This window comes from Curtobacterium sp. SP.BCp (genome assembly GCF_051903255.1).
Classification (GTDB): domain Bacteria; phylum Actinomycetota; class Actinomycetes; order Actinomycetales; family Microbacteriaceae; genus Curtobacterium.
Genome location: NZ_CP194338.1, coordinates 2,756,051 through 2,779,893, shown reverse-complemented (window position 1 = coordinate 2,779,893; position 23,843 = coordinate 2,756,051). Strand labels below are relative to the sequence as shown.

The following is a 23,843-nucleotide window of genomic DNA, read 5'->3' as shown; positions in this document are numbered from 1 at the left end:
AGACATCTGCTCACTCTTCGGGTGAGATGGGCGGATGACCGACCAGCACGCGGCCGCACTCGAGGACGAACAGTCGCTCGCCGAGCGGATCGTCCGGGGCGCCATCCGCGCCTACCGGCTGCACCCGTTCGACCAGGTCGACGCCGCCGTCGTCGCCGAGGTGGCCGGGGTGCCCCTCGACGCCGTCGCCCGCGTCTTCCCGACCTGGGACGCGCTGCTGCTCGTCACCTACGACCGCTGGACCCAGCTCCGGGGAACGCGACGCAGCGTGCAACCGAGCTGCACCATCGAGCACGTCCGGATGACCCTCGCCGAGGACGTCGCCGACCCCGGGCTCGTCCGGGTGCTCGCGGGCGTGATCAACATCGCCGCCGCCGAGTCCGGCTTCGCCGAGCTGTTCCGGAAGCGCTTCGAGGAGTACGTGGGGGAGCTGACCGCGGGCCTCCAGCGCGACTTCGACGCCGAGACCGAGCGGTCCGTCGTACCCGCGGACGTCGCGGCCACCCAGCTGCTCGCCGTCTACGAGGGCCTGCAGATCCAGATGCTCGTACGGCCGCACGTCGACGTCCTCGTCGAGTACGACCGTGCCGTCCGGACCCTGCGACAGGGGTGGCAGCAGCGCGCGGTGCCGGCGTGGGACCTCGACGCGCCCTCGGCGGTGGCGGCTCCGGGTGCGGTGCCGGGCGCCGGTGCTGCGCCGGTCTCACCGCCGACGGTCACCGGGCTGCCGGTCGTCCCCGACGCCACGACGCGATCTGCCTGAGCGTCACCTTCGACCCGTACTGCGCGACCGAGTGCCGGAACAGGTACTCCGCGAACCACAACAGCACCGCCGCGACCACCCAGACGATGACGATGCAGACGATCGACTCGGTGACGCTCAGCGAGCCGACGGCGTTGCGGACCATGGCGGTCACCGGGGTGAACGTCGGGAAGTACGTGAAGAACGCAGCGACCGGGGAGGTCGGGTTCGTCACGACGAAGAACACCGCGTAGGCGGGGATGATGAGGGCGAAGATCGCGGCTGACTGCAGCGACGAGGCGTCCTTGATCGACGGCACGGCGGCGCCGACGGCGACGAAGAGCCCGGAGGCGAGCAGGACCCCGCCGACGAGCAGGAGTGCCCCGACGAGCATCCGCCACGGATCGACGACGATCCCGCCGAGTCGCGATGCGAACAGCGGCAGGGCGACGGCGAACGTCACGAGCCCGGGGAGCAGGAACACCCCGATCTGCACGAGGCCGACGAGCAGCATCGCGACGACCTTGCCGCGGATGAGGTCACCCGCCGTCACCGTCGTGAGGATCATCTCGGAGATCCGGTTCTCCTTCTCCTCGACGACCACGGTCACCATCCGGGCGGCGAGCAGGATCACCAGCCCGAAGAACGCGGCCGCGTAGAGCGCCGGTGGCAGGACCGACAGCCACCCCGGGGCGACGGCTCCGTCGGCGTAGGTGGTGACGTCGGCGGACGGCGGGTTCCGGAGGAGCTGCACCGCCTGCGGGTCGTCGACCGAGGCAGCGACGCTCTGCTCGACCACCCGCTCCGCCAGCGACGAGTACCGCCCGTTGCCGAACAGCCCCCGGTCGGCGGCGTCCACCCGGATCGACGAGGTCGCCGGCGACTCGGGGAACTCGATGAACGCGTCGAGCCGGCCGTCCCGCACGGCCGCACGGTCGGCTGCGGCGTCGTTCGACGGCGTCCCGCCCCACTTCTCGGCGACCTGCTCGGACACCAGACCCGAGTGGTCGACGTAGCGGAACGGGGTCTTGGTCGCCGAGCTGCTCGACACGACCGAGTCGGCGCCGGCGGACTGGCCGAGCCCCACGAGCAGGGTCACCAGCACGATGACGATCGGCAGCGCGAGGGTGCCGATCCAGAACGCGGGCTTCTTCACCGCGCGGACGAACTCGAAGCGGACGACCGTGCCGAGCCGGCTCATGCTGCTGCTCCCGCCGTGGGCTCGTCGGCGACCAGGTCGGCGCCGGCGTCGTGCCCGTAGACCTGGACGAAGATCTCGTCGAGGGGGATGCGGCGCATCTCGAACCCCGTCACGTGGGCGCCCGCCGCGACGAGCGAGGCGAGGATGTCCGACCCGTCCGCCGAGGCTGCGCGGGTCGGGACGAGGTACGCCACGTGTCCCTCGTGCCGGGCGAGCCGGTACAGCGGCGATGGTGGCACCGATCCGTCGAGGCCGACCTTCGCGACCGCACCACCGAAGGCGTCCTGCACGTCCGGGATCGTCCCGTACGCGGCGGCGGCGCCGTCCTTGAGCAGGAGGATCCGGTCGCAGAGCCGCTCGACCTCGTCCATGTGGTGCGTGACGAGGATGACCGTCGCACCGTCGGCCTTCCGCTCGTCGACCAGGTCCAGCAGCAGCCGACGGTTCACCGGGTCGAGGCCCTTGGTCGGCTCGTCGAGGATGAGCAGGCGCGGCCGGTCCATGATCGTGATGCCGAGCTGCACCTTCTGCTGCTGCCCGCCGGAGAGCTTGTCGACCCGGAGCTTCGCGCGGTCCGCGAGGCCGACCCGCTCGAGGTACTCGTGGCTCCACGCCGTGGCCTCGTGCCGGCCCAGTCCGCGGAGCTGCCCGAAGTACGTCATGACGTCGATGACGGACTCCTTGCGGTAGAGCCCGCGTTCCTCGGGGAGGTACCCGATGCCGCCGGTCGCCGGCTTGTAGGGGTGCCCGTCGATCGTGAGCGTGCCGGAGGTCGCGGTCGTGATGCCGAGCAGTGCCCGGATGGTGGTGGTCTTGCCGGAGCCGTTGCTGCCGAGCAGGCCGAAGGTCTCTCCGGGGGCGATGTCGAACGACAGCCCGTCCACCACGGTGCGGTCCCCGAACCGCATCACGAAGTCCCGCACCTCGATGCTCGCCCCACTCATGCCGCCGACCCTACCGGCCGGCGCCGACGCGGCGCCGGGCGCGTCGGCGATCGTGCGGTGTCCCGCGCGGCTCCCGCCCGCCCCCCGTGACGGACCGGAGGCGCGGTGCCTGCCCGCACCGCGCCTCCAGTCCGTCACCTGGTTCCGTCAGGAACGCAACCAGGCCGTCCCCACACCCGACAGTGCGCCGTCTGCCACCGGCGCGGAGGCGAGCAGGAGCTCGCCGGAGGGGAGGTCGTACGGCTCGTCGCCGAACACCGTGACGCTCGTCCACCCGTTCGGACGGCGGAACGCCAGGACGTCGTCGCGGCCGGTCTCGAGCCACTCGAGGTGCTCCTCGGACTGCAGCTGCCCGCGGAGCCCGAGGGCCTTCCGGTAGAGGTTCAGCGTCGAGTCGGGGTCGGCGTCCTCCGCCTCGACCGACACCGCGGCGAACCACTCGGGCTGCGGGAGGTGCGAGCCGCCGGGGCCGAAGCCGAAGCTCTCGCCCGAGGTCGTCCACGGGATCGGGACACGGCAGCCGTCACGGCCGACGTCGACGCCCGGGTTCCGGAAGAACGACGGGTCCTGACGCTCGGCGTCGGGGATGTCACCGACCTCGTGCAGGCCGAGCTCCTCGCCCTGGTACAGGTACGCGGAGCCGGGCAGCGCGAGTTCGAGCAGCGTCGCCGCACGGGCGCGACGGAGGCCGAGGTCGCGGTCGAGGGCTTCCTGCGACCCGCCGGCGAGCAGCCAGGCCGAGCCCTGCTTCTCCTCGGCGCCGTTCCGGGCCGGGAGCGCGTAGCGGGTGGCGTGGCGCACGACGTCGTGGTTGGAGAACACCCACGTCGTCGACGAGCCGGACTGCTCGGCGAGCCCGAGGTTGAACTCGATGATCTCCTTGAACGAGCCGGCGTCGAAGTCGGCCTCGAGCAGGTCGAAGTTGAACGCCTGCCCGAGCCCCTCGGCGCTGGCGTAGCGGGCACGACGGTCCGCGGCGACCCAGGCCTCGGCGACCGCGGTGCGGGCCGGGGTGTACTCCTCGAAGACCTGCCGCCACTCGGCGTAGATCTCGTGCACGTCGTCGCGGTCCCAGAGGATGTGCTGGCCGTCCTTCGGGCTCGCGAGCACCTCGGCCCAGCTCGGCAGGTCGCCTTCGGGCAGGGCCTTCGCCAGACCGTGCGCCACGTCGATCCGGAAGCCGTCGACACCCCGGTCCGACCAGAAGCGGAGGGTGTGCAGGAAGTCGTCGCGGACCTCCCGGTTCGCCCAGTTCAGGTCGGGCTGCTCCTTCGCGAAGTTGTGCAGGTACCACTGGCCGTCACCGACCGCGGTCCAGGCCGGCCCGCCGAAGATCGACACCCAGTCGGCGGGGGCTTCCTCGCCCGAAGGCCCGGTGCCGTCGCGGAAGACGTACCGGTCACGGGCCGCGCTGCCCTTCGGCGACGCGAGGGCCTCGCGGAACCACTCGTGCCGGTCGCTCGTGTGGTTCGGCACGACGTCGACGATGACGCGGATGCCGGCAGCGTGCAGCGCCGACACCATCTCGTCGAAGTCGTCGAGGGTGCCGAGCCGCGGGTCGACGTCGCGGTAGTCGTCGACGTCGTAGCCGCCGTCGGCGAGGGCGGACGGGTAGAACGGGCTGAGCCAGACCGCCTCGATGCCGAGCGACGCCAGGTACGGCACCCGCGACGTCACGCCGGGCAGGTCGCCGATGCCGTCGCCGTTCGCGTCCGCGAAGGAGCGGGGGTAGATCTGGTAGACGCTCGCCTGGCGCCACCAGGTCTCGGCGTCGGTGGAGGCTGCGGGCTGGACGAGCGTGTCGGTCACGTCGGGCCTTTCGTTGTTCTTGCGGGTGGTGGTGGTCGTGTCGGTCACTTGATCGCGCCCTGCGTGACCCCGGCCATCACCCAGCGCTGCGTGAACAGGTAGACGATGATCGCCGGTGCCATCGCCATCAGGTACGAGGCGAACGACACGTTGTAGTTGTTGCTGAACTGCGTCTGGAACATCTGCTGCAGCACCGGGAGGGTCTGCAGGGCCGGGTCGGACGTGATGAGCGACGGCATCACGAAGTCGTTCCACGACGCGAGGAACGCGAAGATCCCGACGGTCGCGCTCATCGGTGCGAGGAGCGGGAACACCAGCCGCCAGAACACCTGGCCGGTGCTCGCGCCGTCGATGCGGGCGCTCTCCTCGAGCTCCGCGGGGATCGACCGCAGGAACGCCGTGAAGAGCAGCACGCTGAACGACAGCTGGAACATGACGTGCAGGATCGCGACGCCGAACGGGTTGTCCAGTCCCGCCAGGCCGGTCAGCTTCACCTGCGACAGCGCGAGCACCGGGAACGGCAGGAACATCGCGGCGAGCAGGTAGAAGAACGACCAGCGGAACAGCCGGCGCTCCCAGTTGCGGGCGATCGCGTACGCCGTGAACGAGGCGAGCAGGATCGTCCCGACGACGGTGATCGCGGCGACGAGCACGGAGACGCCGAACGCGCGCGGGAAGTCCGTGAGCTCCCAGGCCTGTACGAAGCCGTCGACGCTGAACGGTGCCGGCAGCGAGAACGCGTTGCCGTCGACCGCCTGCGAGGTCGTCTTGAACGCCATCGTGATCGTGACGTACAGCGGGACGAGCACGGACAGGGCGCAGAGGACGAGGACGATCGTCACGGGCCAGTTGAAGCGCTCGCCGCGACGTCCGGCGTTCCGGTCGGCGTCGACGGAACGGATGGAGCCCGTCGCGGTGGTCCCCGGCCGCAGGGGTGCCTGCATGGTCATCAGAGCGCTGCCTTCCCGCGGGTCGCCCGCAGCTGGATCACGGCGATCACGACGGCGATCACGAAGAAGATCGTCGCGTTCGCCATCTGGTAGGCGTAGTCGCCGCCGTTGAAGCCCTTGAAGATCGACATCGCGACGCTGGTCGTCGAGGTACCGGGGCCGCCGTCGGTGAGGCCGACGATGATGTCGTACGAGTTCAGGAAGTTCTTGAACCCGATGATGAGGTTGATGAGGATGTAGCCCGCGGTGAGCGGCGCCGTGATCGACACGAGCTGTCGCCAGGCGCTCGCGCCGTCGAGGGCCGACGCCTCGTAGACCTCACCCGGGATCGACAGGACGCCGGCGATGTAGATGAGGAGCGTCGAGGGGATGGCCTGCCACGCGGTCACGATGACGACCGCGACCCACGCGAGGTCCGGGTTCGCGAGGATGCTCTGCTCGAGCGGCGCGAACCCGAGGGCGGTCGCGAGCGCCGGCAGGCTGTTCGCGAACAGGAACGAGAACACGTAGGCGATGACGATCCCGGAGATCACCATCGGCAGCACGAAGACGGCTCGGAGCGCGATCTTGCCGCGGACCTTCGAGGTCAGGGCGATCGCGAGGAGGAACGCGAGCGCGTTGACGACGAGCACCGTGACGAGCGAGAACCCGATCGTGAACAGGTACGCCTGCAGGATCGCCGGGTCGCTGAACACGGCGACGTAGTTCGTCAGGCCGATGAACCGGAAGTCCCCGAACCCGACGGAGTCGGTGAAGCTCAGGACGATGCCCATCACCGCGGGGAGCGTGATCGCCAGCGTGAAGAGCAGGAGGGTGGGGATCAGGAACACGAGGAAGAGCGGGTCGACCCGGTTGCGCTTCGTGCGCAGTCCGGTGCGACCGGCCTGGAGGCGCGGTGCGGCTCCGCCCCGTCGGCGGCTGCCCGCCGTCGTGACGGATTCTGTCGTGGTGGTGGCCAAGGTCGTGTCTCCTTACGCGGCCGTGCGGAGCGCGAGACGCGCCCAGTCGCCGTCGAGGGTGCGGAGTTGCGGAGCGGGGGCACCGCCGAAGGCGATGGACTGCAGGTAGTTCGCCACCGGGATCTCGGCGGGGATGAGCTGCGAAGCCCCGAGGTAGAAGTCGGCCGCGTCGTAGGAGTCCTGCATGCCGCGGAGCGCCGGGTTCGACGCCGGCGGGGAGTCCTTGCGGACACCGAAGCCGTTGTTGTCGGCGTTGTACTTGTCGTTCACCGCCGGGCTCATCAGGAACGACAGGAACTCGCGTGCGGCCTCCTGCTTGCGTGAGGCCTCCGGGATCCAGAGTCCGAGGTCGACGTTCACGCGCACCTTGTTGTCCGCGGCGTCGTCGGTCGCGGGGAACGGGAACGTGCCGAGCTCGATGTCCCCGTTCGACTTCGCGATCTCGCCGAGGGCCCACGGGCCCTGCAGGTACATCGCGGCCTTGCCCTGCGCGAACGCCAGGTTGCCGTCTCCGTACCCGCGGCTCGCGGCGCCCTGCTGGTGCCACTGCAACAGGTCCACCATCCGGTCGACCGGTGCGGCGAAGTCCTTCTCGAACGAGACACGCGAGCCCTTCCCGACCTTCGTGCCCTCGCGGTCGAGTGCCGCGAAGGTGCTCCCGAGGTCGAGCATGCCGCCCACGGAGTAGTCGAACATGCCCTGGGCGATCGTCCAGTTGTCCTTGTACGTGCCGTACATCGGGGTGATGCCGGCCTTCGTGAGGCGCTCGCACACGTCGCGGAACGCGCTCCACGTCGTCGGGACCTCGATGCCCTGGTCGGCGAAGATCCGCTTGTTGTAGATCACCGACGCGGCGGTCACCGAGTACGGCAGGACGCTCGTGCGGCCCGGGTAGTCCGCGGTCTGCTTCATCAGCGGCCACAGGTCCGGGTTGATGGTGTCCTTCTCGGGCAGGTCCGCCAGGTCGGTGAGCGCGCCGTGCTCGACGAACGAGACCATCGCGTAGTTGTAGTTCAGGCAGCCGAGGTCCGGCGGCCGGTTCCGGACGAAGTTCGCGGACATGTTCGACGTCGAGTCGCGGATGACCCGGATCTTCGACTGGCTGTCGTGGAACTTCGCGATGACGTCGTCGAAGTAGCCGATGACCTCGGGCTTCGACACGTAGAACGTGATCGTCTCGGGGCGTGCGCTCGATCCTCCGAGCGGTGCGCACCCGGCGAGGGCGAGGCCCGCACCGATGCCGCCGGCGCCGAGCAGGAAGGACCTCCGGCTCACCGCGGCGGCCGTGCCCTTCGTGGCGTGTGGTTGCACGTCGTCTCCGTCCGCACGGACCCGGCGTCCCTGCCGTTCCGTGTCGCGGAGCGGCTTCGGTGTCGCCCCGCAGGACTAAATCTAGCGAGAAAATCTAATCGCGCAAGCAACTCGTTCCGCGGTAGTGTTCCGACCATGCCGCCGTCGCGAGGATCGAGTGCCGAGGTCGTCCTCGCGTACGCCTTCGCCTCCGGCGCGTTCACGGCGACGGAGGCGATCGCGGGGACGGGGCTGACCCGTTCGACGGTGCTCGCCGCGTGCGACGAACTCGTCCAGCTCGGCTGGCTGCGGGCGCTCGACGACGCCCGTGCGGCGGGGGAGTACCGCAAGGGTCGACCGGCGCGCCGGTACGCGCTCGACGACGACGCAGGGGTGCTCGTCGGCGTCGACGCCGGTCAGCACCGGGTGTCCGTCGCGGTCGCCGACCTCCGTGGTGTCGTCCGCGGCCGCGCGGCCACGTCGCTCGGGGACACCGGTCTCGACGTCGCGGTGCGACTCGGCGCGGTGCGGGACGCGGTGGCGGCGGTGCTCGCCGACGCCGGGGTCGGCGCGGACCGGGTGCTCGTGGTCGTCGTCGGGATCCCGGCGCCGGTCGACGTCCGCGGTGCCTCGCCGCGCGACGACGGGTACTGGGACCGGATGAACCCGGGGTTCGGTGCGCTCCTCGGGCACGGACGCCTCGTGGTCGAGAACGACGCGAACCTCGCCGCCCTCGCGGAACGCCCGTCCTCCGGCGACGCCTCCTTCGCCGCGCTGCTCTCGGGTGAGCGGTTCGGCGCCGGGATCGTCGTCGACGGCGCGCTGCTGCGGGGCGCACGCGGCGGAGCGGGTGAGATGCGCGTGCTCGACCTCGTCGACGGCGTCGGCTCCCCGGAGGGCATCGGTGCGACCGCGCGCCTGCTCGTGGCCGAGGCCGCCGACCGGATCCCGCCGGGGTCGCTCCTCGCCGGGCGGAACGGTTCGGAGCGCCTGTTCGAGGCCGCGGCGCTCGGCGACCCCGTCGCGGTCGAGGTCGTCGACCGCCTCGGGGACCGGCTGGCCCGGGTGAGCGTGCTCCTCGCGAGCCTCCTCGACATCGACCGGGTGGTCGTCGCCGGCGCCATCGCGGACGCGGTCGGTCCCGTGCTCGACCGGGCTCGGGTGCACCTCGCCGACTGGGACTACGACCCGGTCCCGGAGCTCGTCGCCTCGAGGCTCGGGGCCGACGTCGTCGTGCTCGGAGCCGTCGCCCGGGCGCTCGACGAGGTCCGGTCGGACCCGCTCGCGCTGTCGCTCCCGGTGACCGCCTCGCTCAGCGCTCCCCTGGCAGTGGGATGACCGTCCGGTCGTCCCACGGTTCCGCCCACCCCAGTCGGTCGAACAGCGCGTCGAGGAGCATCGCCGTGAAGCCCCACACGGTCTCCGTCCCGTGCTCCGCGTCGAGGGTGAACGCCGGTCCACGCCACTCCTGACCGTCCCGTCGGATCACGGTCACGCCGCGGTGGCCCGGGTCGAGGAGGTCGGCGACCGGTGCCCGGAAGACGGTCGCGGACTCCCGCTCGTCGACGACCCGCACGGGCGAGGGCGACCTCCACCACGCGAGGACCGGTTCGACGAGGTGGTTCGAGAACGCGAGCGGTACGGCGGGGAGCACCCCGAGGACGTCGACTCCCGCGGGGTCGAGCTCGGTCTCCTCGTGCGCTTCACGGAGGGCGGCGTCCGCGGCGTCGGCGTCGCCCGCGTCGATGCGCCCCCCGGGGAAGGCGACCTGGCTCGGGTGCGCGCGGAGCGTGTCCGCGCGTCGGAGGAGCAGGACGTCGAGGTCGTCGGAGACCCTCGGCGCCGACGCGGGGCGGTCACTCGGACGGTCGTCCAGGACGCCGAAGAGCATGAGGACGGCGGCCCGTCGTGGTGACGGCAGGGCCGGGAGCGTCGGCACGAGTGGTGCGGTGGTGTCCCGACCGACCGTCGCCAGCGCTGCCCGTGCCTGCTCGTCGCTCACGTCCCCACCCTAGGCGGACGGTGCAGCGGTGGCGTCCGGTCCGGCCAGCACGACGACCTTGCCGGCGATCCGACCGGCGGCGCCCTCGGCGTGCAGTGCCGGCAGGTCTGCGAGCGGGATGCGTCGCGTCACCTCGACGTGCAGCTCGCCGGCGTCGACGAGACGGACGAGTTCGACCAGGCGCGCCCGGTTCGGCTGCACGAACACCGTGGCCGCACGGACGTCACGGGCGTCGTCGCCCGGGGTGGAGATGAACGCCGTCGTGCTCACGACCGTGCCACCGTCGCGCACGAGGGCGACGAGGGCGGCGAACCGCTCCGGGTCGAGCGGGGCGAGGTTGAGCAACACGTCGACCTGCCCGTCCACCGCGGTGAGGAGGTCGTCGGTGGTGTGGTCGACGACGACGTCCGCACCCGCGGCCCGCACGGCTTCCGCGCTCCGCGGGCTCGCCGTCGCGACGACCTCGACACCCGCGCGCTCCGCCAGCCGGACGGCGTACTTCCCGACGACCCCGCCAGCGCCGACGATCAGCAGGCGCTGTCCGGCAGTCAGGCGCCCGTCGTCGAAGAGTGCCTGCCACGCGGTGAGTGCCACGGAGGGCAGCGCTGCGGCGTCCGCGAGCGGGATGCTCGTCGGAGCGGCGACGAGCGACTCCGCCGGTGCGAGGACGAACTCAGCCGCGCCGCCGTCCCGCTCCATCGGGAGGAACCCGACCACGGCGTCACCGACCCGCAGGTCCGTGTCACCCGGTCCGACCTCCTCGACCGTGCCGGACACGTCGTACCCCGGCACGTGCGGCAGGACGACCGGGATCGGGAGGAAGCCGCCCCGCATCCCGTTGTCCGCGGCGTTGTAGGCCGACGCGGCGACCCGCACCAGGACCTCCCCGGCACCTGGCACCGGCCGCTCGACGTCCTCGATCCGCAGGACCTCGGGTCCGCCGACCTCGTGGAAACGCACTGCTTGCATGGTCTTGCCCTTCGTTGGTGGAACCTCGTGTGCTTCGAATTTGAAGCATCTGCGGAGGACGCTACCACTGCTTCGAATTCGAAGCAACAGGTAGGATGGGGTCATGACCGGATCCGAGCCGCGCACGAACCTCGACGCCAGTGAGCTCGGGGCGTACTTCGCCCTGATCGAGGTCGGGAACCTGGTGCGGCACGCGGTCGAGCAACAGCTCCGCGATGCGGGCGACCTCAGTTACGTGCAGTTCCAGCTGCTCGCCACCCTCGGCGACGCGCCCGGCGGGAGCCGGCGGATGACGGAGCTCGCCGACGGCGTGGTGATCAGCCGCAGTGGCCTGACGTACCAGGTCGGACTGCTCGAACGGGACGGTCTCGTCGTTCGTGGGCAGGCGGCGGACGACGACCGCGGCGTCACGGTCACCCTCACCGAGGCCGGGCGGGTGAAGCTCGGCGCGGTCTTCCCTGGACACGTCGCGCTGCTGCGGGAACTCGTCTTCGACGCGATCGGCCCACGCGACGTCGAGGACCTCGGTCGGGTCCTGGGTGTGGTTCGTGACCACCTGCGCACCGTGCCGCCGCGCTCCGTGACGTCCCGTCGCCGTCGGGGTCCCGCCCCCGGCTGAACGGTCTCGCAGGGGCGTTGACACCCCGTCTTCGGAGTGGAACCCTGCTGGATGTTGACGTTGCCATGGCGGAAGGGACCCGCCACGGCGACCGTCCACTCCGGCACCGCGACGACGCCGTGCCGCTGCAACGGAGCAGACAGGGAGCACGCACACATGCACGCACCGACCACCCTGCGGGGACGCCTTCTCGCCGCGACCATCGCCGCACTCGCCGGCGCCACCGCACTCGCGCTCGCGAGCCCGGCGGTCGCGAACGCGGCCCCGGCCCCCGCGGCGACAGCGCACCGGGGACCCGTGCCGGCGCTCGACCCGACGCAGTTCCACGGTGTCAACTGGGCCGACCCGAGGGACAACTACGCGAACGGCCCGGTCGTCCTCTCCGGGCTCTCGACGAGCGACGACTACCGCACCGTGTACCGCACGTCCGAGCGGATCATCCAGGGGTTCCGGAAGGACCTCGGCGCGAACACGGTCCGGATGCCGGTCAACCCGTACTCGGTCGGCACCGCCTGGTGGAACTCGTACAGGGGCGCGATCGACGCCGCGCGGCACGAGGGCTTCCGTGTCGTGCTCGGCTACTGGGAGGGCGACGGCGCGAGCAAGGACGGCAAGGTCGACGACCCGGCGGCGTGGACCGGGATGTGGGACACCCTGACCCGGACGTACGCCCGTGACCGTGGCGTGTACTTCGAGCCGATGAACGAGCCGTTCGGGTACACCGCCGACCAGTGGATCCAGGTCGCCACCGACTGGGTCGACCGCTACACCGCTCGCGGCATCCCGCGCGACCGCGTGTTCGTCAGCGGCGTCGGCTACAACGACCACGTCGACGCGGTCTGCGCCGCCCCGGCACTCGCGGGGACCTACGTCTCGCAGCACTACTACGGCTTCTGGGGCACGCACGACGCGGCCGGGTGGGCCGCCGACTTCACCTCCCGGCTCGGCGACCAGGCGTGCTCGGCCCGGACCGTCCTGGACGAGTTCGGCGTCCCCATGACGACCGGCATCGACTACCGGGGGTCCGCCACGACCGGGGACGCCGACGCCGACAACTCGGTGGCGTTCCTCCAGACGGTGACGACGATCGCCCGCGAGCGGCACCTCGGCGCGGTCTACTGGCCGGGCCTGCGCACGGACGACAGCTACAGCCTCACCACGATCCAGGGCTCCGGGAAGCACCTGTCCCTCGCGGTGACGAACGACTCCGGCGTCGCGCTCCTGCACTGGGCGTGGGGTCAAGGCCGTCGCGCGCCGTTCACGGTCGGCTGACCCGCGCATCGCTGACACGTCGGGCACCCGGTACGGACCGGGTGCCCGACGAGCATGATCGGGGCATGACCCGCGCGCTGCTCCTCGTCGACGTCCAGCTCGACTACTTCCCCGGCGGGGCGTTCCCGCTCGTCGAACCCGAGCCGGCGGCCGATGCCGCCGGCGCCGTGCTGCGGCACTTCCGCGAGACCGGCGAGGACGTCGTGCACGTCTTCCACACCGCCACCGAGGCCGACGCGGGCTTCTTCGTCCCCGGGACGCCCGGGGTGGCCTTCCACCCCGACGTCGAGCCTCGGGCGGGGGAGACGGTGGTCGAGAAGCACGAGCCGAACAGCTTCATCGGCACCGGGCTCGAGGCGCTGCTCCGCGATCGTGGCGTCACCGACCTGGTCGTCCTCGGGATGATGACGAGCATGTGCGTGGACTCGACCACCCGAGCCGCATCGGAGCTCGGGTTCACGTGCACCGTGGTGGCCGATGCCTGCGCCGCGCCGGACCTCGCGCTCGGCGACGTGACCGTCCCCGGCGCGACCGTGCACGCCGCGTTCCTGGCCGCCCTCGACGGCAGCTTCGCGACGGTGGTCCGCAGCGCCGACCTCCTCGAGCACTGACGAACCGGCTTGACGTACGGACCGTACGAATCGTACGATTCGTACGTGTACTCGCTTCCTGCCAGTGAGGCCCGCCAGCGGTGGTCAGACCTCCTCGATCTCGCGCACCGCGAGCCGGTCGGCATCACGATCCGCGGTCGTGAACGGGTCGTCGTGCTCGACGCCGATCTCGCACACCGGGCTCTGGCGGCGCTGGAGGACGCGACCGATCGCGCCGCGGTGGACACCGTCCGTGCGGACCTCGAGGACGACCCGGCGACGCTGCCGCTCGCGGACGTCGCGCGGGAGCTCGGGATCACGCTTGCCTGACCCCGCTCCACAGCAGTACGCCGTCGAACTGACCAAGCGCGCCGCGGAGACCCTCGGGAAGCTCGATCGTCCGACGCAGCGTCGGATCCTCGCGGCGCTCGTCCTCCTGCAGTCGAATCCACGTCCGCCCGGCATGACCGCACTCGTCGGGCGACCCGGCGAGCTCCGTGTTCGCGTGGGGGACCACCGGATCGTCTACGAGATCGTCGACGACCGCTTGGTCGTACTCGTCCTGACGATCGGGCACCGGCGCGACGTGTACCGATCGTCCTGACGATCGGACACCGGCGCGACGTGCACCGCTGACGCGCCGCCTGAACGCCGCCGTTGCCCGTCGGCCGGTACATTGACGCCGTGGGGAACGACGGAGACCGGGCAGCGCCCGAGCGGCACGAACCAGAGCACGACCCGTACGCGCGACGCCCCGGCTACGCGACCGGCGCCGACGGTCGCACCGACGTCTGGACGACCGCGATGGTCGCCGGCGTCGTCAGTGCGGTCGGGGTGCTGTTCGTCTCGGGTCTGGTGCACATCGAGCGGCCGATCGCCTACCCCGTGGCGATCGTGGTCGGGCTCGCGGTCTTCCTCGTCCTCCGTGCACGCCGACGAGCCGCCGACCGGCGTGCCGGCCGCGACCCGGACGAGGTGGCGAAGGCGCGGTCCGACGCCACGGCCGCGGCGAACCACGGGCGACGGTTCTTCATCGCGCAGAACCCGGTCGTCCTGATCGTGATGGGTGCGATCTTCCTCACCCTCGCCGTCGTCGCCGCGATCGGTGTGGAGACCGCGGGTGGGTTCGTGGTCGCAGCGGTGCTGGCCGCGAGTGGGCTGTTCTTCGTCGTCCAGGGAGCCGGCACGCTCGTGTTCCGCCGACGCGACCGAGCCGGACGCGTCTGAGGCAGTGCGGGTCAGTCCGCCGGGCTGATCGTCACGGGCACGTCGGCGCCCGCGCGGTCCCCGTCGTTGCTGTGCACACCGAGGACCGCGTCTCCCGCCGGGAGGTCGTCGGGCAGGTCGAACCGACCGGCCACACGGAAGCGCGGACCCTCCGGCGTGGGCCGTCCGAGCACGACGGCCGTGCCCGTGGACGACGGCGTGATCGTGACGACGACGTCGTCCGAGGCGCGCGGCACCCCGCCGGTGTCCTCGCACGTCCGCCACATCCAGTCGACACTGAGCGCGACCTCGCCACCCGGTCGGAGGTCCGGATCGCCGAGCCGGACCTCCTTCGCGGCACAGGACCCGGCTGCGCTGCTGGCCGCGCACCCCGTGACCGAGCCGCCGAATGCCACGAGCAGCGTCCCCGCCGTGACCAGCCGCATCCGTCCCCGTTGCATGCCCCATCCCACCACGCTGCGCCGGACCCGAGGGTCACGATCCGGTCACCGGGGGATCGGCACCAACCGTTGGAGTTGGGTGACGTGTGCGGGTTCGAGTTCGTCGAGGGTGGTGACGCCGAGGAGGCGCATGGTGCGTTCGATCTGGTCGGTGAGGATCTGGATCATGCGGTCGACTCCGGCTTCGCCGCCGGCCATCAACCCGTAGAGGTAGGCGCGGCCGACCATGGTGAACTTCGCGCCGAGGGCGATGGCGGCGATGATGTCGGCGCCGGACATGATGCCGGTGTCGAGGTGCACTTCGGTGTCCTTCCCGACTTCCTTGACCACGGACGGGAGGAGGTGGAAGGGGACGGGTGCGCGGTCGAGTTGGCGGCCGCCGTGGTTCGACAGGGTGATGCCGTCGACACCCATGTCGGCCAGGCGACGAGCATCGGCGAGGGACTGCACGCCCTTCACGACCACCTTGCCCTTCCACTGCGACCGGATCCAGGCGAGGTCGTCGTAGGTGACGGTCGGGTCGAACATGTGGTCGAGCAGTTCACCGACCGTCCCGGACCACCGATCGAGCGATGCGAAGGCGAGGGGTTCGGTGGTCAGGAAGTCGAACCACCACCAGGGCCGGGGGATCGCGTTGACGACGGTCTTCACGCCGAGTTGCGGTGGGATGGAGAAGCCGTTGCGCTTGTCGCGCAGGCGGGCGCCGGCGACGGGGACGTCGACGGTGACGAGCAGCGTGTCGAACCCGGCGCGGGCGGCCCGGTCGACCAACGCCATCGACTTGTCGCGGTCTTTCCACATGTAGAGCTGGAACCAGTTCCGCCCGTGCGGGTTCGCGTCACGGACGTCTTCGATGGCGGTGGTGCCCATCGTCGACAGTGAGAACGGGATGCCGGCGCGTCCGGCCGCGCGGGCGCCGGCGCGTTCGCCCTCGGTCTGCATCATCCGGGTGAACCCCGTCGGTGCGATCCCGAACGGGAGTGCGACGTCGGCGCCGAGCACGGAGCGTGCGGTCGAGACGTGGGACACGTCGCGCAGGATGGCGGGGGTGAACTCGATGTCCTCGAACGCCTGCCGAGCACGCGCCAACGAGATCTCGGCTTCGGCGGCGCCTTCGGTGTAGTCGAATGCGGCACGAGGGGTGCGTCGGGCGGCGATGGCGCGGAGGTCCCAGATCGTCAGCGCGGACTCGAGCCGCTGCCGCCGCCCCGGCAGTGCCGGCTTCCGGAACTGCAGCAACGGCGCCAGGTCCCGCACCTTCGGGATCCGCCGTTCGATCTGCGGGCGCGTTCGGCTCATGTTCGTCTCCGTTCGTCCGCGCTGTACCGCGCGTCCTTGAGTCATCCTACGAATATTGCAACTCGCGAACAAGAACCGCCGCAGAACGATGCTTGACGCGGAAGAGGTCGGATGTTTTGATGAGCGCGTTCGGTCATCGAGGACCGAACGGGCAGGAGACACGATGAGTCGCATCACCGGGTTGCGCGTCCGGGACGTCCGGTTCCCGACCTCGCGGGAGCACGACGGTTCCGACGCGATGAACCCAGCGCCCGACTACTCCGCCGCCTACGTCGAACTCAGCACCGACGAGCCCGACGGACACGTCGGCACCGGCTTCGTCTTCACGATCGGCCGCGGCAACGAGGTGCAGGAGGCCGCGATCGCAGCCCTCCGCGAGCACGTCGTCGGCAGCGACGCCGAGGCGCTCCTCGCGGACATGGGTGCGACGTGGCGAGACCTCGTGCACGATTCGCAGCTCCGCTGGCTCGGCCCGGAGAAGGGCGTCATGCACATGGCCATCGGCGCCGTCGTGAACGCGTTGTGGGACCTCAAGGCCAAGCGCGCGGGGCAGCCACTCTGGGCGCTGCTCGCCGACATGACCCCGGAGGAACTCGTCGCCCTCGTCGACTTCCGCTACCTCACCGACGCCATCACCCCGGACGAGGCGCTCGCACTCCTGCGTCGTGCGGAGCCGCTCCGTGCCGAGAGGAAGGGCCGGCTCGAGCGCGAGGGCTACCCGGCCTACACGACCACGCCGGGCTGGCTCGGCTACGACGACGACAAGCTCGCCCGCCTCTGCCGCGAAGCCGTCGACGAGGGCTTCGAGCAGGTGAAGCTCAAGGTCGGCGCCGACGTCGACGAGGACGTCCGCCGCATGCGGATCGCCCGCGAGGTCGTCGGCCCGGACATCCGCATCGCCATCGACGCGAACCAACGGTGGGACGTCGACGAGGCGGTCGCGTGGATCGAGCGGCTCCGACCGTTCGACGTCGCCTGGGTCGAGGAGCCGACGAGTCCCGACGACGTCCTCGCGCACGCCGCCATCGCCCGCCGGATCGCCCCGATCCCGGTGGCGACCGGCGAGCACATGGCGAACCGGGTCATCGCGAAGCAGCTGATCCAGGCCGGAGCGATGTCGGTCCTCCAGATCGACGCGACGCGGGTCGCCGGCGTCAACGAGAACCTCGCGATCCTGCTCCTCGCGGCGAAGTACGGCGTCCGGGTGTGCCCCCACGCCGGCGGAGTCGGGCTCTGCGAAGCCGTCCAGCACCTGTCGATGTTCGACGCGGTCGCACTGACCGGCGATCTGGACACGCGGTGCATCGAGTTCGTCGACCACCTGCACGAGCACTTCGTCACCCCCGTCGACGTCCACGACGGCCGGTACTGGCCGCCGTCCGCACCGGGCGCGGGCACCGAGATGCTCGCCGGGTCCCTGGACACCTACACCTACCCCGACGGCCCGGTCTGGGCGACGGAAGCGCCGGCACCGCCGGTCCGCGACGCCGCCCGGGTCGCCTGACCGACACCACACCACCGAACACGATCACCACGACGGAGTGGAGAGACCGATGCAACGACGACGACTCATCGCGGGGGTGGCGGCCGCGGCCGCGGCAGCCCTCGTCCTCACCGGGTGTTCCGCGGGCAGCAGTGCCGGCGGCAGCCAGTCGAAGGACGCCATGACCTGGTCCATGTGGATCGCCGGCAAGGAGGACAAGGCCGCCTGGCAGAAGGTCGCCGACACCGTGAAGTCCGAGGACGGCATCACCCTCACGATCCAGGGTGCGCCGTTCGAGAACTACTTCACGAAGCTCAGTACCCAGCTCAGCGCCGGCAGCGCCCAGTGCGTGGTGAGCATGCAGTCGCTCCGCACCGCGAACTACACCTCGTCGCTCCTGCCGCTCGACGACCTGGCGAAGAAGGACGGGCTCGACCTCTCCGCCTTCGACCAGACGGCACTCGACGGCATGAAGGTCGACGGCAAGCTCTACGGCCTGCCGTACGACACCGGGCCCATCATGATGTTCTACAACAAGGACGTGTTCAAGAAGGCCGGGGTCTCCGAGCCGGAGCCGGGCTGGACGGTCGACGACTTCGAGCAGGCCGGCGCCGCGCTCAAGGCCAAGGGCGTCACCATGTTCGGCTCGACCGTCACCGACCTCAACCTCGAGTCGATGATCTACGGGTACAACGGCGGCCGCGTGATCACGAGCTCCGGGAAGATCGACGCCACCGACAGCAAGTTCGCGGACGGCCTCGACTGGCTCGCGAGCCTGGTGAAGAAGGGCTACGCGTCGCAGGCGTCGTCCGACGGCTCGCAGTCGAGCAACGACTTCGCCGCCGGCAAGGTCGCGATGTACACCGACGGTCCGTGGTCGCTCATCAGCCAGAAGGCCAAGGTCAAGTTCGACCTCGGCGTGACGACGCTCCCGTCCGGGACGTCGGGTCCGTCGACCTTCGCGGCCGGTTCCGGCTTCGGCGTCTCGAAGCAGTGCAAGTACCCGGACCAGGCGTTCAAAGCGGTGCAGACGATGACGAGCGAGAAGGTCCTCACGGGGCTCGCGGAGGAGGGACGCGCCTTCCCGGGTCGTACCGCCGCGCAGGGCGCCTGGTACTCGAGCGCCGGCATCGACGGAGCAGAACCCGCGCTGAAGGCCGCGCTCGCGAAGTCCTCGCCGCTCCTCGGGAACAAGCAGAGCGACCAGCTCTCGCAGCTCTTCACGCAGTACGCGCTCCAGGCCGTGAACGGTCAGACGTCGGGCAAGGAGACGATGTCGTCCATCGCCGGCCAGCTCGGCACGCAGTGACCAGCGTTCCCGCCTGACGGACTGGAGGCGCGGGTCGACCCCGCCCCGCGCCTCCCGTCCGTCCCCCCCCCACCCGTTCCGATGACGAGGAGGTCGTCGCATGACCACCATCCAGGACCCACCGGCCGAGGCGGCCGTCGCGGCCGCGGTCGCGACCGGCACGGCGACCCCACGCCGGAAGGGCGACGCCGCCGGCGCCGTCGGGCGACGCTCGTGGTGGGGCGCCGCGTTCGCCGCACCGCACTCGATCGGACTCGTCGTGTTCACGGCGTTCCCGATCGTCGCCTCGCTCGTCGTGAGCTTCATGAACTGGCCGATGCTCGGCGAGCGCAGCTGGACCGGCATCGAGAACTACGCCCGGCTGTTCGCCGACCCGGTGTTCCGCACCGTGACGCTCAACACCGCGCTCTTCGTGGTGCTGTACGTCCCGCTGAACCTCGTCGTGTCCCTCGGGCTCGCGGCCTGGCTGACGCCGCGGATCGCCGGGCGCCACGTGTTCCGCGTGCTGTTCTTCATCCCGACGATCACGCCGATCGTCGCGAACGTCGTCGTCTGGCGGATGCTCTACCAGCCCGGTGGGGCGATCGACGCGTCGCTGCAGTCCACGGTCGGCGTGCACGCGCCGAACTTCCTCGCCGACGAGCACTGGGCGATGCTCGCGATCGTCGCGATGAGCGTCTGGCAGGGCTTCGGCTACAACATGCTGATCTTCTCGGCCGCGCTCGACGCCGTACCGGAGAACCAGATCGAGGCGTCGCAGCTCGACGGCGCGAACGCGTGGCAGACCTTCTGGGCTATCAAGTTCCCGCTCATCTCGCCGTCCGTGTTCTTCGCCACGATGATGACGCTCATCACCTCGTTCCAGGTGTTCGTGCAGCCGTTCGTCCTCACCAAGGGCGGACCCGGGACGGCCACCGAGACCCTCGTGCAGTACATCTACAACACGGGCTTCCAGAACCAGCAGCTCGGCCTGGCGTCCGCCGGGGCCTGGGTGCTGTTCGTCATCATCCTCGGGATCACGGCCGTCCAGTTCCTCGGACAGAAGCGGTGGGTGCACTATGAGTGAACTGACCCGGGCCCGCACACGCGGGTTCACCACGTCGAACCGGACCGTCAACCCGCGGGCGGTGCCCAGGACGGCATCCGCACCCCGACCCGGTCGGGTCCGCCACGCGATCGGCTACGCGCTGCTCTGCCTCGTCGCCCTGCTGTTCGTGTCGCCGCTCGTGTACATGGTGGCGACGAGCCTCAAGCCGGCCGACCAGGTCTTCACCACCCCGCCGACGCTCTGGGGCCGCTCGCTCGAGTGGGACAACTACGTCCAGGCGTTCACCTACCTGCCGTTCGCCCGGTTCATCCTCAACGGCGTGTTCGTGGCGGCTGCCGGCACGGCGATCAACGTCGCCGTCGCCGTGCTGTCCGGGTACGCGTTCTCCCGGCTCCGCTGGCGGGGACGCAACACCGTCTTCATGCTCTTCCTCGTCACGCTGATGATCCCGCAGGACGTGCTCGTCATCCCGATGTACGTGATGATGCAGGGCTTCGGCTGGGTCGACACGTTCCAGGCGCTCATCATCCCGTGGGCGTTCACCGCGCTCGGCGCGTTCCTCATCCGCCAGTTCTTCCTGACGGTGCCGCAGGAACTCGACGACGCCGCCCGTGTCGACGGTGCCGGTGCGATCCGGACGTTCTTCTCCGTGATGCTGCCGCTCGCACGACCCACCATGGCCGTGCTCGCGGTGTTCTCGTTCATCTCCTACTGGAACTCGTTCCTCTGGCCGCTCGTCGTCGTCAACGACGTCGAGGCGCACGGCACCATCCCGCTCGGGCTGCAGCAGTTCTTCGGACAGCAGGGGTCCGAGTGGAACCTCGTGATGGCCGCCTCGGTGATCTCGATGCTGCCCACCGTGATCCTGCTGATCCTGCTGCAGAAGCACCTGGTCAAGGGGATCGTGACCTCCGGTCTCGGCGGCCGGTAGCCGACCCGACCAGGCGCGCCGCGCCTCCCGTTCGTCCCTCGTTCGTCTCCTTGGAAGGAAACTGGCCCACATGACCATCACCGCACCCGCTGCGCCGCAGACCGAGACCGACGCGAGCGGTCTGCCCGCCTGGTTCACGCACGACCGGTTCGGCATGTTCATCCACTGGGGGCTCTACGCGCTCCCCGCTCGGCACGAGTGGGTGAAGAACTACGAGCGCATCACCGACGAGGACTACCAGAAGTACTTCGACCACTTCGATCCGGACCTGTTCGACCCGGCCGACTGGGCGCGCCGGGCACGCGAGGCCGGCATGAAGTACGCCGTCCTCACCACCAAGCACCACGAGGGGTTCGCGCTCTGGGACTCGCAGCTCACGGACTACAAGGCGACGAACACCCGCTTCGGCCGGGACATCGTCCGCGAGTTCGTCGACGCGTTCCGGGCCGAGGGCATCCGGATCGGGTTCTACCACTCGCTCATCGACTGGCACCACCCGGACTTCACCATCGACGGCGTGCACCCGCGCCGGGACGACAGCCCGGAGGAGATCGCCCGACTCCAGGAAGGGCGCGACATGGCCCGGTACCGGGAGTACCTGCACGGGCAGGTCGAGGAGCTCCTGACCGGGTACGGGCGGATCGACTACCTGTTCTACGACTTCTCGTACCGGGACAACGACCACGAGGACCGCTGGGGCGGCAAGGGGCGTGACGACTGGGGTTCCGAGGAGCTCATGGCCCTGACGAAGCGGCTGCAGCCGGGCATCATCGTCAACGACCGCCTCGACATCCCGGGCGACATCGTCACGCCGGAGCAGTACCAGCCGGACAAGCCGATGGAGGTCGACGGCGTCCCCGTGCCGTGGGAGGCGTGCCAGACGTTCAACGGGTCGTGGGGCTACGACCGCGACAACCAGGACGTCAAGAGCGTCGACCTCCTCGTCCGCATGCTCGTCGACGGGGTCTCGAACAACGGGAACATGCTGCTCAACGTCGGACCGACCGGGCGCGGGGAGTTCGACCCGGTCGCGCGGCGGTCGCTCGCCGGCATCGGCGAGTGGATGCACCAGCACGCGCGGTCGGTGTACGGCGCCGGACCGTCGTCGTTCCGGGCGCCGGCGGGCACGGTCTACACCCAGCGCGGGGACCGGCTCTACCTGCACCTGTTCACCTGGCCGTTCGAGCACGTGCACCTGCCCGACCTCGCCGGCAAGGTGGTGTACGCGCAGCTCCTGAACGACGCGTCCGAGGTGCGGTACCGCGAGATCCCACCGGGCACGCGTGCGCAGAACACCGGTCTCGGTGGGCAGCCCGCCGGTACCCTGACGCTCACACTCCCGATCGTGCGCCCGGACGTCGCGGTGCCCGTCGTCGAGCTCTTCCTGAAGGAGGACTAGTGCAGCGGATCCTGTCGCGCACGCGGTTGCGGGCGGGGAACGAGGCGGCGTACGACAGCGTCCACGCCACGGTCCCGCCCGCGCTGGCCGCCCGGCTCCGCGAGGCCGGAGTGCACGACTGGACGATCTGGCGCGACGGCCTCGACCTCGTGCACCTCATCGAGGTCGAGGACTACCGGACGATGCGCCGGTCGCTCGCGGACGACCCGGTGAACGCGGAGTGGCAGGCCGTCGTCAACCCGCTGCTCGAGGCCGCCGACGACTACTCCGGCAGCGACGACGGGGTCCCGCGGGTGTGGTCCCTCGCCGCGCAGGTGGACGGGGTCGCTCCCGTGACTGCCGAGGTCGGGCCGGAGGCGGACCGGTGAGCGCGGTCGAGCTCGACCGGGGGCCGTTCTGGTTCGGGGGAGCCGGCATCGGGAACCTGCTGCGAGAGGTCTCCGACGAGGACGCCCGCGCCGCCGTCGACGCCGCGTGGGACGTCGGCGTCCGCGGGTTCGACACCGCTCCGCACTACGGGCTCGGGCTGTCCGAACGACGGCTGGGGACGGCGCTCGCCGGGCGGCCGCGCTCGGAGTACTTCGTGTCCACGAAGGTCGGCCGGCTCCTGGTGCCCGGCCGGGGCGACGGGGACGACCTGGCCTCCGGAGGGTTCGCGGTGGCCGACGACACGGTGCGGCAGTGGGACCCGTCGCCGTCCGGCGTGCGGAGGTCCCTCGACGAGTCGCTCGTCCGGCTCGGTCTCGACCACGTCGACGTCGCGTACCTGCACGACCCGGACGTGTACTCGCTCACCGACGGGCTGACCCAGGCGCTCCCGACGCTCGCCGAGCTGCGCGACGCGGGGGTCGTCCGGGCGGTCGGTGTCGGGTCGAACTCGGTCGAGGCGCTGGCCGCCGCCGTCGAGACCGGGCTGTGCGACGTCGTCATGCTCGCCGGGCGGTACACGCTGCTCGAACAGCCCGCGGCCGCACTGGTCGACCGGTGCGCCGAGCTCGGCGTCGACGTGGTCGCGGTCGGGGTCTACAACTCCGGTCTGCTGAGCTCGCCCCGACCGGCGCCGGGTGCGACGTACGACTACGCCACGGCCCCGGTGCACCTCGTCGAGCGCGCGGACGCCATCGCGGACGTCTGCGAACGACACGGGGTGACGCTCCCCGACGCCGCGTTGGCCTTCCCTCGTCGTGCCGCCGCCGTCCGGGCGATCGCACTCGGTGCGCAGTCGGCGTCGCAGGTGCGGCAGAACGCCGAGCGTGCGGCGGCGGTGGTGCCCGACGCGCTGTGGGACGACCTCCGCGCGGCGGGGCTGCTCAGCGTCTGAGCCGCGCGTGCGCCCTCGCGCTGCGCTCCTCGCGCCGCG

Annotated in this window: 25 protein-coding genes; 15 read left to right on the top strand and 10 right to left on the bottom strand. The window is 70.7% G+C overall.

Annotated features, from left to right (window positions below; genetic code table 11):
• Window positions 1–34 precede the first annotated feature (34 nt).
• On the top strand, window positions 35–763 hold the full coding sequence (locus ACRQ4C_RS13155; RefSeq protein ID WP_439688935.1) for a hypothetical protein: 729 nt from the start codon (window positions 35–37) through the stop codon (window positions 761–763).
• On the opposite strand, the gene ACRQ4C_RS13150 is transcribed toward ACRQ4C_RS13155, so the two are convergent.
• The 6 genes from ACRQ4C_RS13150 to ACRQ4C_RS13125 form a co-directional block, all read right to left on the bottom strand.
• A complete protein-coding gene (locus ACRQ4C_RS13150; protein ID WP_439688934.1) occupies window positions 717–1,943 on the bottom strand; it encodes an ABC transporter permease in 1,227 nt (408 codons plus the stop codon). The genes ACRQ4C_RS13155 and ACRQ4C_RS13150 overlap by 47 nt on opposite strands.
• Window positions 1,940–2,887, bottom strand: coding sequence for an ABC transporter ATP-binding protein (locus tag ACRQ4C_RS13145; protein WP_439688933.1), 948 nt, complete (start codon window positions 2,885–2,887; stop codon window positions 1,940–1,942). Before ACRQ4C_RS13145 ends, ACRQ4C_RS13150 begins: the two co-directional genes overlap by 4 nt.
• Before the next feature lie 147 nt (window positions 2,888–3,034).
• The gene (locus ACRQ4C_RS13140) at window positions 3,035–4,696 is read right to left on the bottom strand and encodes a glycoside hydrolase family 13 protein (RefSeq protein ID WP_439690907.1); all 1,662 of its coding nucleotides are present in this window, start codon (window positions 4,694–4,696) and stop codon (window positions 3,035–3,037) included.
• Window positions 4,697–4,740: 44 nt separating this feature from the next.
• On the bottom strand, window positions 4,741–5,646 hold the full coding sequence (locus tag ACRQ4C_RS13135; protein ID WP_290131048.1) for a carbohydrate ABC transporter permease: 906 nt from the start codon (window positions 5,644–5,646) through the stop codon (window positions 4,741–4,743).
• Entirely contained in the window at window positions 5,646–6,605 is a 960-nt protein-coding gene (locus ACRQ4C_RS13130) for a carbohydrate ABC transporter permease (RefSeq protein ID WP_439688932.1), read from the bottom strand. The genes ACRQ4C_RS13135 and ACRQ4C_RS13130 overlap by 1 nt, the downstream gene beginning before the upstream one ends.
• Window positions 6,606–6,617: 12 nt before the next feature.
• Complete coding sequence (locus ACRQ4C_RS13125) at window positions 6,618–7,916, bottom strand: ABC transporter substrate-binding protein (RefSeq protein ID WP_290131049.1); 1,299 nt, start codon at window positions 7,914–7,916, stop codon at window positions 6,618–6,620.
• 135 nt (window positions 7,917–8,051) lie between these two features.
• On the opposite strand from ACRQ4C_RS13125, the gene ACRQ4C_RS13120 reads away from it, so the two are divergent.
• On the top strand, window positions 8,052–9,233 hold the full coding sequence (locus ACRQ4C_RS13120) for an ROK family protein (RefSeq protein WP_439688931.1): 1,182 nt from the start codon (window positions 8,052–8,054) through the stop codon (window positions 9,231–9,233).
• Here ACRQ4C_RS13120 and ACRQ4C_RS13115 read toward each other — a convergent pair.
• On the bottom strand, window positions 9,208–9,897 hold the full coding sequence (locus tag ACRQ4C_RS13115) for an NUDIX hydrolase (RefSeq protein ID WP_439688930.1): 690 nt from the start codon (window positions 9,895–9,897) through the stop codon (window positions 9,208–9,210). The two genes, ACRQ4C_RS13120 and ACRQ4C_RS13115, sit on opposite strands and share 26 nt — an antisense overlap.
• A gap of 9 nt (window positions 9,898–9,906) precedes the next feature.
• Window positions 9,907–10,866, bottom strand: a complete 960-nt coding sequence (locus tag ACRQ4C_RS13110; RefSeq protein WP_439688929.1) for an NADP-dependent oxidoreductase — start codon at window positions 10,864–10,866, stop codon at window positions 9,907–9,909.
• A 103-nt stretch (window positions 10,867–10,969) separates the two neighbouring features.
• Here ACRQ4C_RS13110 and ACRQ4C_RS13105 point away from each other — a divergent pair, with 103 nt between their 5' ends.
• From ACRQ4C_RS13105 to ACRQ4C_RS13080, 6 genes are all read left to right on the top strand, one after another.
• Window positions 10,970–11,485, top strand: a complete 516-nt coding sequence (locus ACRQ4C_RS13105) for a MarR family winged helix-turn-helix transcriptional regulator (RefSeq protein ID WP_290131052.1) — start codon at window positions 10,970–10,972, stop codon at window positions 11,483–11,485.
• Between the two features lie 156 nt (window positions 11,486–11,641).
• Complete coding sequence (locus ACRQ4C_RS13100; protein WP_439688928.1) at window positions 11,642–12,757, top strand: glycoside hydrolase family 5 protein; 1,116 nt, start codon at window positions 11,642–11,644, stop codon at window positions 12,755–12,757.
• Window positions 12,758–12,822: 65 nt separating this feature from the next.
• Window positions 12,823–13,368: a cysteine hydrolase family protein gene (locus ACRQ4C_RS13095; RefSeq protein ID WP_290131054.1), complete on the top strand. Its 546-nt coding sequence runs from the start codon at window positions 12,823–12,825 to the stop codon at window positions 13,366–13,368.
• Between the two features lie 45 nt (window positions 13,369–13,413).
• A complete protein-coding gene (locus tag ACRQ4C_RS13090; protein WP_290131055.1) occupies window positions 13,414–13,677 on the top strand; it encodes a type II toxin-antitoxin system prevent-host-death family antitoxin in 264 nt (87 codons plus the stop codon).
• Complete coding sequence (locus ACRQ4C_RS13085) at window positions 13,670–13,951, top strand: type II toxin-antitoxin system RelE family toxin (RefSeq protein ID WP_290131056.1); 282 nt, start codon at window positions 13,670–13,672, stop codon at window positions 13,949–13,951. The genes ACRQ4C_RS13090 and ACRQ4C_RS13085 overlap by 8 nt, the downstream gene beginning before the upstream one ends.
• Before the next feature lie 80 nt (window positions 13,952–14,031).
• Window positions 14,032–14,574 (top strand): hypothetical protein, encoded by a 543-nt coding sequence (locus ACRQ4C_RS13080; RefSeq protein ID WP_439688927.1) that lies wholly within the window; start codon window positions 14,032–14,034, stop codon window positions 14,572–14,574.
• A gap of 11 nt (window positions 14,575–14,585) precedes the next feature.
• Here ACRQ4C_RS13080 and ACRQ4C_RS13075 read toward each other — a convergent pair whose 3' ends face one another.
• Entirely contained in the window at window positions 14,586–15,014 is a 429-nt protein-coding gene (locus tag ACRQ4C_RS13075) for a hypothetical protein (RefSeq protein WP_439688926.1), read from the bottom strand.
• A 45-nt stretch (window positions 15,015–15,059) separates the two neighbouring features.
• Complete coding sequence (locus ACRQ4C_RS13070) at window positions 15,060–16,313, bottom strand: alpha-hydroxy acid oxidase (RefSeq protein ID WP_439688925.1); 1,254 nt, start codon at window positions 16,311–16,313, stop codon at window positions 15,060–15,062.
• 163 nt (window positions 16,314–16,476) lie between these two features.
• Here ACRQ4C_RS13070 and ACRQ4C_RS13065 point away from each other — a divergent pair, with 163 nt between their 5' ends.
• From ACRQ4C_RS13065 to ACRQ4C_RS13035, 7 genes are all read left to right on the top strand, one after another.
• Window positions 16,477–17,817, top strand: a complete 1,341-nt coding sequence (locus ACRQ4C_RS13065; protein WP_439688924.1) for an enolase C-terminal domain-like protein — start codon at window positions 16,477–16,479, stop codon at window positions 17,815–17,817.
• Between the two features lie 49 nt (window positions 17,818–17,866).
• Window positions 17,867–19,105 (top strand): ABC transporter substrate-binding protein, encoded by a 1,239-nt coding sequence (locus ACRQ4C_RS13060; protein WP_439688923.1) that lies wholly within the window; start codon window positions 17,867–17,869, stop codon window positions 19,103–19,105.
• 100 nt (window positions 19,106–19,205) lie between these two features.
• On the top strand, window positions 19,206–20,171 hold the full coding sequence (locus ACRQ4C_RS13055) for a carbohydrate ABC transporter permease (RefSeq protein WP_439688922.1): 966 nt from the start codon (window positions 19,206–19,208) through the stop codon (window positions 20,169–20,171).
• Window positions 20,164–21,084 (top strand): carbohydrate ABC transporter permease, encoded by a 921-nt coding sequence (locus tag ACRQ4C_RS13050; RefSeq protein WP_439688921.1) that lies wholly within the window; start codon window positions 20,164–20,166, stop codon window positions 21,082–21,084. Before ACRQ4C_RS13055 ends, ACRQ4C_RS13050 begins: the two co-directional genes overlap by 8 nt.
• A 70-nt stretch (window positions 21,085–21,154) precedes the next feature.
• On the top strand, window positions 21,155–22,483 hold the full coding sequence (locus ACRQ4C_RS13045; protein ID WP_439688920.1) for an alpha-L-fucosidase: 1,329 nt from the start codon (window positions 21,155–21,157) through the stop codon (window positions 22,481–22,483).
• The gene (locus tag ACRQ4C_RS13040) at window positions 22,483–22,851 is read left to right on the top strand and encodes an L-rhamnose mutarotase (protein WP_439688919.1); all 369 of its coding nucleotides are present in this window, start codon (window positions 22,483–22,485) and stop codon (window positions 22,849–22,851) included. The genes ACRQ4C_RS13045 and ACRQ4C_RS13040 overlap by 1 nt, the downstream gene beginning before the upstream one ends.
• Window positions 22,848–23,804 (top strand): aldo/keto reductase, encoded by a 957-nt coding sequence (locus ACRQ4C_RS13035; protein WP_439688918.1) that lies wholly within the window; start codon window positions 22,848–22,850, stop codon window positions 23,802–23,804. The genes ACRQ4C_RS13040 and ACRQ4C_RS13035 overlap by 4 nt, the downstream gene beginning before the upstream one ends.
• The last annotated feature ends 39 nt before the right edge of the window (window positions 23,805–23,843 follow it).

What these genes read in the sequence shown, in the direction of transcription:
- ACRQ4C_RS13095 (WP_290131054.1), top strand. Translation starts at nt 12,823, where the DNA reads ATGACCCGCGCGCTGCTCCTCGTCGACGTCCAGCTCGACTACTTCCCC.
- ACRQ4C_RS13055 (WP_439688922.1), top strand. Translation starts at nt 19,206, where the DNA reads ATGACCACCATCCAGGACCCACCGGCCGAGGCGGCCGTCGCGGCCGCG.
- ACRQ4C_RS13155 (WP_439688935.1), top strand. Translation starts at nt 35, where the DNA reads ATGACCGACCAGCACGCGGCCGCACTCGAGGACGAACAGTCGCTCGCC.
- ACRQ4C_RS13050 (WP_439688921.1), top strand. Translation starts at nt 20,164, where the DNA reads ATGAGTGAACTGACCCGGGCCCGCACACGCGGGTTCACCACGTCGAAC.
- ACRQ4C_RS13105 (WP_290131052.1), top strand. Translation starts at nt 10,970, where the DNA reads ATGACCGGATCCGAGCCGCGCACGAACCTCGACGCCAGTGAGCTCGGG.
- ACRQ4C_RS13150 (WP_439688934.1), bottom strand. Translation starts at nt 1,943, where the DNA reads ATGAGCCGGCTCGGCACGGTCGTCCGCTTCGAGTTCGTCCGCGCGGTG.
- ACRQ4C_RS13120 (WP_439688931.1), top strand. Translation starts at nt 8,052, where the DNA reads ATGCCGCCGTCGCGAGGATCGAGTGCCGAGGTCGTCCTCGCGTACGCC.
- ACRQ4C_RS13110 (WP_439688929.1), bottom strand. Translation starts at nt 10,866, where the DNA reads ATGCAAGCAGTGCGTTTCCACGAGGTCGGCGGACCCGAGGTCCTGCGG.
- ACRQ4C_RS13100 (WP_439688928.1), top strand. Translation starts at nt 11,642, where the DNA reads ATGCACGCACCGACCACCCTGCGGGGACGCCTTCTCGCCGCGACCATC.
- ACRQ4C_RS13075 (WP_439688926.1), bottom strand. Translation starts at nt 15,014, where the DNA reads ATGCAACGGGGACGGATGCGGCTGGTCACGGCGGGGACGCTGCTCGTG.
- ACRQ4C_RS13070 (WP_439688925.1), bottom strand. Translation starts at nt 16,313, where the DNA reads ATGAGCCGAACGCGCCCGCAGATCGAACGGCGGATCCCGAAGGTGCGG.
- ACRQ4C_RS13045 (WP_439688920.1), top strand. Translation starts at nt 21,155, where the DNA reads ATGACCATCACCGCACCCGCTGCGCCGCAGACCGAGACCGACGCGAGC.
- ACRQ4C_RS13060 (WP_439688923.1), top strand. Translation starts at nt 17,867, where the DNA reads ATGCAACGACGACGACTCATCGCGGGGGTGGCGGCCGCGGCCGCGGCA.
- ACRQ4C_RS13145 (WP_439688933.1), bottom strand. Translation starts at nt 2,887, where the DNA reads ATGAGTGGGGCGAGCATCGAGGTGCGGGACTTCGTGATGCGGTTCGGG.
- ACRQ4C_RS13135 (WP_290131048.1), bottom strand. Translation starts at nt 5,646, where the DNA reads ATGACCATGCAGGCACCCCTGCGGCCGGGGACCACCGCGACGGGCTCC.
- ACRQ4C_RS13065 (WP_439688924.1), top strand. Translation starts at nt 16,477, where the DNA reads ATGAGTCGCATCACCGGGTTGCGCGTCCGGGACGTCCGGTTCCCGACC.